Raw genomic sequence first — 8098 nt, forward strand, 5'->3', positions numbered from 1 at the left:
TCGAGCATCGCGAGTGCGATCTGCGCGGCGCCGGCGAGATCGGAGCGGGTGATCCATGTCGTGTAGACGGATACGGTCAGCGTCTGCACGCCGAGGAATTCCGACGCGCCGATATCGTTCAGCGTTTCGAGCAGCGCGAGGCTCACGCCGACCGCGATCGCAGGCCGCGCGAGCGGCACGACGACGCGCCAGAACGTGGCGATGCGTCCCGCGCCGAGCGTGCGCGCGGCTTCGAGCAGGCTCGCGGACTGCGTGACGAACATCGCGCGCGTGCTCAGGTACACATACGGATACAGCACGAAGCCGAGCACGAAGATCGCGCCGGGCAGCGAGCGCAGGTCGGGCAGGCGGAACTGCCGCGGGCTGTCGAAGCCGAGCAGCCAGCGGACCGCACCCTGGACGGGGCCGATCGGGTGCAGCAGGTCGAGATACGCGAACGCGACGATGTAGGTAGGAACCGCGAGCGGCAGCAGCAGCGCCCACGTCAGCATCCGGCGGCCGGGAAAGTCGTACGCGGTGACGAGCCATGCGCAGCCGGTGCCGACGACCGACACGATCGCGCCGACGCCCGCGAGCAGCAGCAGCGTATTGACGAGCGCCTGCGGCAGCACGAATTCGGCGAGATGCCGCCAATGCGCGAGATCGGCGTCGAACGCGGCGGCCACGAGCACCGCAAGCGGCGCCGCGACCGCCGCGGCGATCGCCAGCGCCGCGAGCAGCCACAGGCTGCCCGTGCGTGGCAGCAGGCGCGGCCGGCATGGCGGGCGGCGCGCGCTGGCGGTTGTTGCGTCAGTTGTCAAAACCGACCTTGTCGACGAGCTGGCTCGCCTGCTTGCGATGCTTCGCAATGTCCGCCAGCGGCAGCGGGTCGATCTTCAGTGTGCCGAAGCTGGCGATCACCGGGTCGAGCGTCACGTTCGCGCGCACCGGGTATTCGTAGTTCGCCTGCGCATACAGTGCCTGCGCTTCCGGCGACACGAGGTATTCGAGCAGCTTCACCGCGTTGGCCTTGTGCGGCGCATGCTTCGCGACCGTCGCACCGCTGATGTTGACGTGCGTGCCGCCACTCTTCGCGTTCGCGAACGTCGGCCGCACGACCTTGATCGCGTCGCCCCACTTGCGCGCATCGCTGCCAGGCTCGGCATTCTTCATGTGACCGACGTAGTAGGCATTCGCGAGGCCGACGTCGCAGATGCCGCCGAGGATGTCGCGCGCGACGTCGCGGTCGCCGCCCGTCGCCTTGCGCGCGAGGTTCGCTTTTACGCCGCGCAGCCACTTTTCGGTCGCCGCTTCGCCGTCGTGCGCGATCATCGCCGCGACGAGCGCCGTGTTGTACGGATGCTGGCCCGAGCGGATGCAGACCTTGCCCTTCCATTTCGGATCGGCGAGATCCTCGTAGCGGAACGCATCGACCTTCAGGTCCTTCTCGACGTACAGCACGCGGTCGCGCAGCGACAGCGCGTACCAGTCGCCGTTCGCGCCGCGCAGGTTCGCGGGAATCGCGTCGTCGAGCGCCTTCGAGCGCACCGGCTGCGTGAGCCCGCCGTCGACGAGATCGAGCAGGTTGCCGACGTCGACCGTCATCAGCACGTCGGCCGGCGACTGCGCGCCTTCCGCCTTCACACGCTCGAGCAGGCCGTCCTTCACGAACACCGTGTTGACCTTGACGCCGCTCTGCTTCGTGAACGCGTCGATGAGCGGCTGGATCAGCTTCGGTTCGCGGGTGGTGTACAGGCTGACTTCCTCGGCCGCGTGGGCCAGCGGCGCGAATGCGGCGGCGGCAAGGGCGAGGGCGCCGGCGAGCGGCAGCAGGCGGGTGCGCGGATTCGACATGAAGACTCCGGAAGGGGCAGGTGGACGAAGGGAGCGTTCCGGGGCGCGCCTGCCGCCCGAGCGACCCGAAACATTACAGAATGAAAGACTCGAGATTCTAGATCGAAATGGGAACGATTATCAAATGAAAGCTTGCGGCGAGCAGGGGGGAGGATGGGGAAGGGGATCGGAAACGGGGCGTCGCAGCAGGAGCGCAAGCGCGTAGAATGCCCGCTTCGATGAATTTGACGAGACGCACCGACCATGAACGATCAGCGCAAGAAGAATCCTGTCCGCAACGTGAGCATCCTGATCGTCGTGGCCGTGCTGCTCGTGATCGGGACGATCCTGTACAACGCGGTTTCGCAGAAGCACGCGTACGACGAGGCCCATCCGGCCGAGGCCGCGGGCGCGGCGTCGCACTGACGTGCCGATGCGCGGCCCGGCGGGCCGCGCACGTGGGGTGGATGGGGGAAGGGTGAGCCCCCGGTTTTTGGCGCGGCAGATGCCGCGCGGAGCCGGGAGGGAAGCGGGCGCCGGAACCGGCGCGCCGCGTATGCAGGTCAGCCGTGCGTCAACGTGACGCAGGGGCGAACTTCGGGCGGATTCGTGCGTAGAACACGACCGCGAGCAGCGCGAGCCAGGCCGCGCCGACATACAGCGCGACGCGCGTGTCCTCGAACCAGCCGAGCATCACGATCACGAAGCCCATGAACGCGATCGTCAGTGCCGGCGCAATCGGCCACAACGGCACCTTGAACTTCAGCGCCGCGACTTCGGCGCTCGACAGCCGGCGGCGCATCGCGACCTGCGACAGCAGGATCATCAGCCATACCCACACGGTCGCGAACGTCGCGATCGCCGCGACCATCAGGAACACGTCCTTCGGCATCAGGTAGTTGAGCAGCACGCCGGCGAGCAGCGCGACCGCCATCACGAGCACCGTGACCCACGGCACGCCGTGCCGCGACGTCGTCATCAGCACGCGCGGTGCCTGGCCCTGGCGCGCCATCCCGAACATCATCCGGCCCGCGCCGAAGATGTCGCTGTTGATCGCGGAGATCGCCGCGCTGATCACGACCAGGTTGAGGATCGTCGCGGCCGACTTCACGCCGAGCGCCGAGAAGATCTGCACGAACGGGCTACCGTCGCTGCCGACGCCCGTCCACGGGCTGATCGACATCAGCACGACCATCGTCAGCACGTAGAACAGCAGGATGCGCGCGGGCACCGCGTTGATCGCGCGCGGAATCACGCGCTCCGGATCCTTGGCCTCGCCGGCGCTCATCCCGATCACCTCGATCCCGCCGTACGCGAAGATCACGACCGACAGCGACGCGATCAGTCCGCCGACGCCGTTCGGCAGGAAGCCGCCGTGATTCCACAGGTTCGCGAACGTCGGCACGTCGGCCGAGTGGCCGACGTGCATGCCGGTCAGCAGGATCGCGACGCCGCCGCCGATCATCGCGACGATCGCGCCGACCTTGATGATCGACAGCCAGAACTCGAGCTCGCCGAACACCTTCACGTGGCACAGGTTCAGCCCGCAGATGATCGCGACGACGCCGAGCACCCAGATCCATTGCGGGACATCCGGAAACCAGAAGCCCATGTAGATGCCGAACGCGGTGATGTCGGCAATCGCGACGATCACCATTTCGAGCGTGTAGGTCCAGCCGGTGACGAATCCGGCGAACGGGCCGAGGTTCTCGGTCGCGTAGTGGCCGAACGAGCCGGCGACGGGGTCGCGAACGGCCATTTCGCCGAGCGCGCGCATCACCATGTAGACGGCCGCGCCGCCGAGGATGTACGCCAGGATCACGGCCGGGCCCGCGAGCTGGATCGCGGACGCCGAACCGTAGAACAGGCCCGTGCCGATCGCCGATCCCAGCGCGAGAAAGCGGATGTGCCGCGCGCTCAGGTGGCGCTGCAAGTTTTTCATCGTGTCTCCGATATCGTTATGCGACGGACCGGGCGCGCGGGGCCCGTCCGATTGGCTCAAGTTGTCTATACAACTTAAATGTGAACAAATGATAACAAGGCGGGCCGGCTGACCGGAATCGGGTATTCCCTGACTGGCGCGACGGGCGCAATAGGGGGGCGGGCGGTCGCGCATCGCGGGCGCAGGCCGCGTGGAACGGGCGGGTCATGCTTCGCGGGGATCGCTGAATCGGGGAGCGCCGGGGCCGACCCGCGGCATGCGCGGGCCGGCCACCGGCGGGGGTAAAGCCGCGGTCAGGCAGGCAGGCGGATCACGCTCGCATCCTTGCGGATCAGCAGCGACGACGCGAGCATCTGCTTGCATTGGTGCGCGAGCACCTTCAGGTCGTGCGTGAGCTCGGCACCCACCGCATCGGATTTCTCCGCGGACACGACCATCGTGTCGAGGTCGCGCGTGATCTGCTTCGACGCGTCGAGCTGATCGGCGGGCGGCGGCTCGCCGGCCTCGGCCTTCTCGAGATTGTCGAGCACCGCGGCGAGGCCGCGATGCAGCGCGTCGTCGTGGAGGATGCTGCCGTCGGCCGCGCAGGCCGTGCGGATCAGCGGCGCGGCGGCCGTGATCTGCGCGCCGAGCACGTGCGTCTGCACGAGCAGGTCGTTCAGTTCGGGCACGAAGCGCTGGTGTGCCTTCGGCTCGATCATCATCCGCTGGAACGCCTGCCCGAGATTCGCGAACGCGATGTGCACGTCCTTGCGCGCGAGGCGGTAGCGGTAGTCGTCGTCGAGGGTCGTGGCCGGCGTCTCGATGGCCGCTGCGATGACCGGCACGACGGCCGCGCCGTCGGCGGCCGGTACCGGCGGCGGCGACGCGCCGCGCCCGGCGCGCCACACGGCCTCGAAATACTTGCGGGTGGCGGTGAGCATGTCGGCAACCTGCTTGCCCATCAGCCGGTATTCCCAGTACGGGAACAGCCGGCTCGCGGCGATCGCGATCATGCAGCCGACCACCGTGTCGATCGCGCGCTCGCCGATGATCCGCATGCTGCCCGGCGCGAGCAGGTGGAACATCAGCAGCACGTACGACGACGTGAACACGACGCTCGCCGCGTAGTTGAACAGCAGCAGGCTGTAGCTCATCACCATCGACGCGAACATGACCGCGATCAGCAGGTGCGGCTCCTTCACCGTGTAGATCAGCGCGATACTCGCCGCGCAGCCGATCAGCGTGCCGATGATCCGCTGCGCGTTGCGCTGCTTGGTGAGGGAGTAGCCGGGTTTCAGGATGATGATGGTCGTCATCACGATCCAGTACGCGTTCGTGAGCGGCAGCAGCCGGCCGAGCCAGAACGCGACCGCCACCGCGATCGTCACGCGCAGCGCGTGGCGGAAGCTCGGCGAGCGCATGTTCAGGTTCGAGAAGATCAGCAGCGGCGACATCCGGCGGCGCTGCAGGAAGCGCGTGAGCGCCTTGTCGATCTTCAGTTCGGTTTGCTGCGGATCGGCGTGGCCCGACAGGTTGCGGCGCATCCGGTCGATCAGGCGCGTCGCGCTCCAGATGCGCCGGAACGTGGCGAGCACGGCCGCGTACGCTTCCGCGTTGGAGGCCGGGAAGTTCTTCTTGCGCATCAGCTCGATCTCGTACTCGATCGCGCGCAGTTCGGCCTTCACGCTGATGCGCGAATGCGGTGCGCGGTTCTCGAGCACCGCGAGGCCGATCTCCTCGAGATCGGCGGCCGCCTTGCCGATCAGGTCGCGATAGAAAATGATCAGATCGGAGCCGCCGAACGTGTTGCGCACCAGCGGGTAATCGGTGTGCGCGCCGACGAACAGTTCGTGCAGGTCGACGCTGTTGATGAACAGGTTGTACATCGTCGTGCGGCCGGGGTCGAGCTTGCCGCGGCGCAGCTTCGGCAGGTTGCGCAGCACGATGTCGCGCGCGGTTTCCTGCGTTTCGACCGCCGTGATCTGCTTGGCGACGAGGTTGCGGTAGCACTCGTCGAGATCGGCATCGAGATCGTAGAACTGCGCGCGTGCGAGCAGGTAGTCGGCGCAGGCGAACAGGCTCTCGGCGAGCGCCTGCTGCTCGATCCGGCGCGCCTGCCATCGCGACACGAGCGTGGCCCAGTACGTGTACCAGAGGCCGCCCGCGAGAATCCAGCCGGCGTTGACGAACGCCTGCAGCGGCGTGAATTTCTCCTCGAGCGTCATCACCATCATGAACAGCGTCGCGAAGCTGATCTGCGGCCAGCGGTTGCCGTAGACGACGATCAGCGACAGCACGAACGTGAGCGGCACGATGGTGAGCCACAGCATAAAGATGTTCGGTGTCGCGAGGCCGGTTGCGAGCGCGGCCAGAAAACCGATCACGCTGCAGGCGAGCATTTCGTTGTGCTTGTACTTGAGCGGGCCCGGCATGTCGACGACGCATGCGCCGAGCGCGCCCGTCGAGATCGTGAAGCCGAGTTCCCGGTTGTGAAACACGATCAGGCACAACACGGCCGGCAGCGAGACGCCGACCGCGATCCGCAGGCCGCCGAAAAAGTACTGGCTGTAGAAAAACTTTCTGATTTCGACCGAATAGCGCATCGATGGGTTGAATGGCAGACGAAGACGCCCGGGGGCGGCATCTTGACTGGCGACGAGTCTATCGTATTTCGCGGTCCGCAAAACCTGGCTTTCCGGACGAGGTCCGCGGCGGCGGTCCATTTGCTATCCTTGGTGATCCTGTTCGCCCGGCCCGGCCGGCGCGAGGTTCCGACGCCTGCTTCATGCTCCATCTCTTCTATTCGAACCGTCACGAAACGCTGGCCGACGCGCTGCTCGAGGATCTGGCCGCGTTCCCGGCCCGCAATGGCCCGTGGGCGCCGCAACAGGTCATCGTGCCGAGCGCGGCGCTGCGCCGCCGTCTCGAGCTCGACATCGCCGCACGCAACGGCGTATGCGCGAACGTCGAGTTCACGTATCTCGCGCAATGGCTGTGGGCGCAGATCGGCCGCGTGCTGACGGTGCCCGCGCGTTCGCCGTTCGCACCCGACCGCCTCGTGTGGCGCTGCTACCGGCTGTTTGCGCAGGCGTCCGACGGTGCGCCGTGGCTCGCGTCCCCGCGGCTCGCCGCGTATCTGTCCGCATCCGACGATGCAATGCGCTACGAGCTCGCGCACCGCGTCGCGGCCGTGCTCGATCACTACTTGACCTATCGCCCCGAATGGCTGGCCGCATGGCAGGCCGGCGAGTCCGTGCTCGCGGGCGACGGCGCGCCGCGCGGGATCAGCGACGCCGCGCGCGACGACGAGCGCTGGCAGGCCGCGCTGTGGCGCGCGCTGCTCGCCGAGCTGAGCGACAGCGGCACGCCGCCGGCGCACCGCTTCCTCGTCGAGGCGCGTCATTTCGATCTCGATGCCATCTCGCGTCTCGATTGGCCCGAATCGGTCAGCGTGTTCGCGCTGCCGACGATGCCGCCGCTGCATGTCGCATTGCTGCGCGAGCTGTCGCGCTGGATCGACGTGCGCGTCTATGCGCTGAACCCGTGCCGCGAATTCTGGTTCGACATCGTGACCGCCGCGCATGCCGAGGCGCTCGATGCGGCCGGGCGGCTCGACTACCAGGAAGTCGGCCATCCGCTGCTCGCCGAATGGGGCCGGCAGACCCAGGCGCAGCTGCACATGCTGCACGAGCTGACCGAAAGCGCCGCGTCGGGCGATGCGTCGCGTTTCGTCGAGAATCCCGCGCCGACGTGGCTCGCGCGCGTGCAGAACGCGATCCTCGAACTGCAGCCGGAGGCCGAAATCGGCGACGCACCAGCCGAGCGCGGGATCGAGGTGCACGTGTGCCACAGCCTCGCGCGCCAGCTCGAGGTGCTGCACGACCGGCTGCTCGCGTGGTTCGACGCCGACGCGAGCCTGCAGCCGTCCGACGTGCTCGTCGCGGTGGCCGATCTTGCGGCGGCCGGGCCGCTGATCGACGCCGTGTTCGGCACGGCCGGCGCCGGCGGCGCGCGTGTGCCTTACCGGATCACCGGCCTGCCGCCGTCGCAGGCGAACCCGGTCGCACGCGTGCTGCTCGACTGGCTCGCGTTGCCGGAACGGCAGGTCGGCGCGCCCGAGCTGGTCGAATGGCTGCGCGTCGACGCGGTGGCGGCGCGTTACGGCATCGATGCGGCCGCGCTGGAGACGGTGCAGACCTGGCTCGCGGCCGCCGGCGCGCGGCGCGGGCTGTCGCCGCTCGCGAGCGACGACGCGGCCGTGCCGTCGCCGCGCCATACGTTCTCCGATGCGCTCGCGCGGCTCTTTCTCGGTTACGCGATGCCGGAAGGCGCGGCGCCGGTCGGCGCGTGGCTGCCGATCGA

6 protein-coding genes are annotated in these 8098 nt (G+C 68.0%); 2 read left to right on the forward strand and 4 right to left on the reverse strand.

The window, feature by feature from the left end; genetic code table 11:
- Together G3N64_RS37215 and G3N64_RS37220 are read right to left on the reverse strand one after the other, a co-directional pair.
- The coding region (locus G3N64_RS37215; protein WP_241021409.1) for an ABC transporter permease subunit at nt 1–746 on the reverse strand (746 nt) is incomplete at its 3' end.
- Between the two features lie 43 nt (nt 747–789).
- A complete protein-coding gene (locus G3N64_RS37220) occupies nt 790–1833 on the reverse strand; it encodes a Fe(3+) ABC transporter substrate-binding protein (RefSeq protein ID WP_205788604.1) in 1044 nt (347 codons plus the stop codon).
- Nucleotides 1834–2076: 243 nt separating this feature from the next.
- Between G3N64_RS37220 and G3N64_RS37225 the strand changes: the two genes are divergently transcribed.
- A complete protein-coding gene (locus tag G3N64_RS37225) occupies nt 2077–2238 on the forward strand; it encodes a hypothetical protein (RefSeq protein ID WP_205788605.1) in 162 nt (53 codons plus the stop codon).
- 148 nt (nt 2239–2386) lie between these two features.
- On the opposite strand, the gene G3N64_RS37230 is transcribed toward G3N64_RS37225, so the two are convergent.
- Both G3N64_RS37230 and G3N64_RS37235 read right to left on the reverse strand, forming a co-directional pair.
- A complete protein-coding gene (locus G3N64_RS37230; RefSeq protein ID WP_205788606.1) occupies nt 2387–3754 on the reverse strand; it encodes an amino acid permease in 1368 nt (455 codons plus the stop codon).
- A 293-nt stretch (nt 3755–4047) separates the two neighbouring features.
- Nucleotides 4048–6339 (reverse strand): FUSC family membrane protein, encoded by a 2292-nt coding sequence (locus tag G3N64_RS37235; RefSeq protein WP_205788607.1) that lies wholly within the window; start codon nt 6337–6339, stop codon nt 4048–4050.
- Nucleotides 6340–6521: 182 nt separating this feature from the next.
- Between G3N64_RS37235 and G3N64_RS37240 the strand changes: the two genes are divergently transcribed.
- Nucleotides 6522–8098, forward strand: a 1577-nt coding sequence (locus G3N64_RS37240; protein ID WP_205788608.1) for an exodeoxyribonuclease V subunit gamma, incomplete at its 3' end; no start/stop codon positions are given.

Origin of the sequence: Burkholderia sp. Ac-20344, from assembly GCF_017104975.1 — a bacterium.
Taxonomy (GTDB): Bacteria; Pseudomonadota; Gammaproteobacteria; order Burkholderiales; family Burkholderiaceae; genus Burkholderia.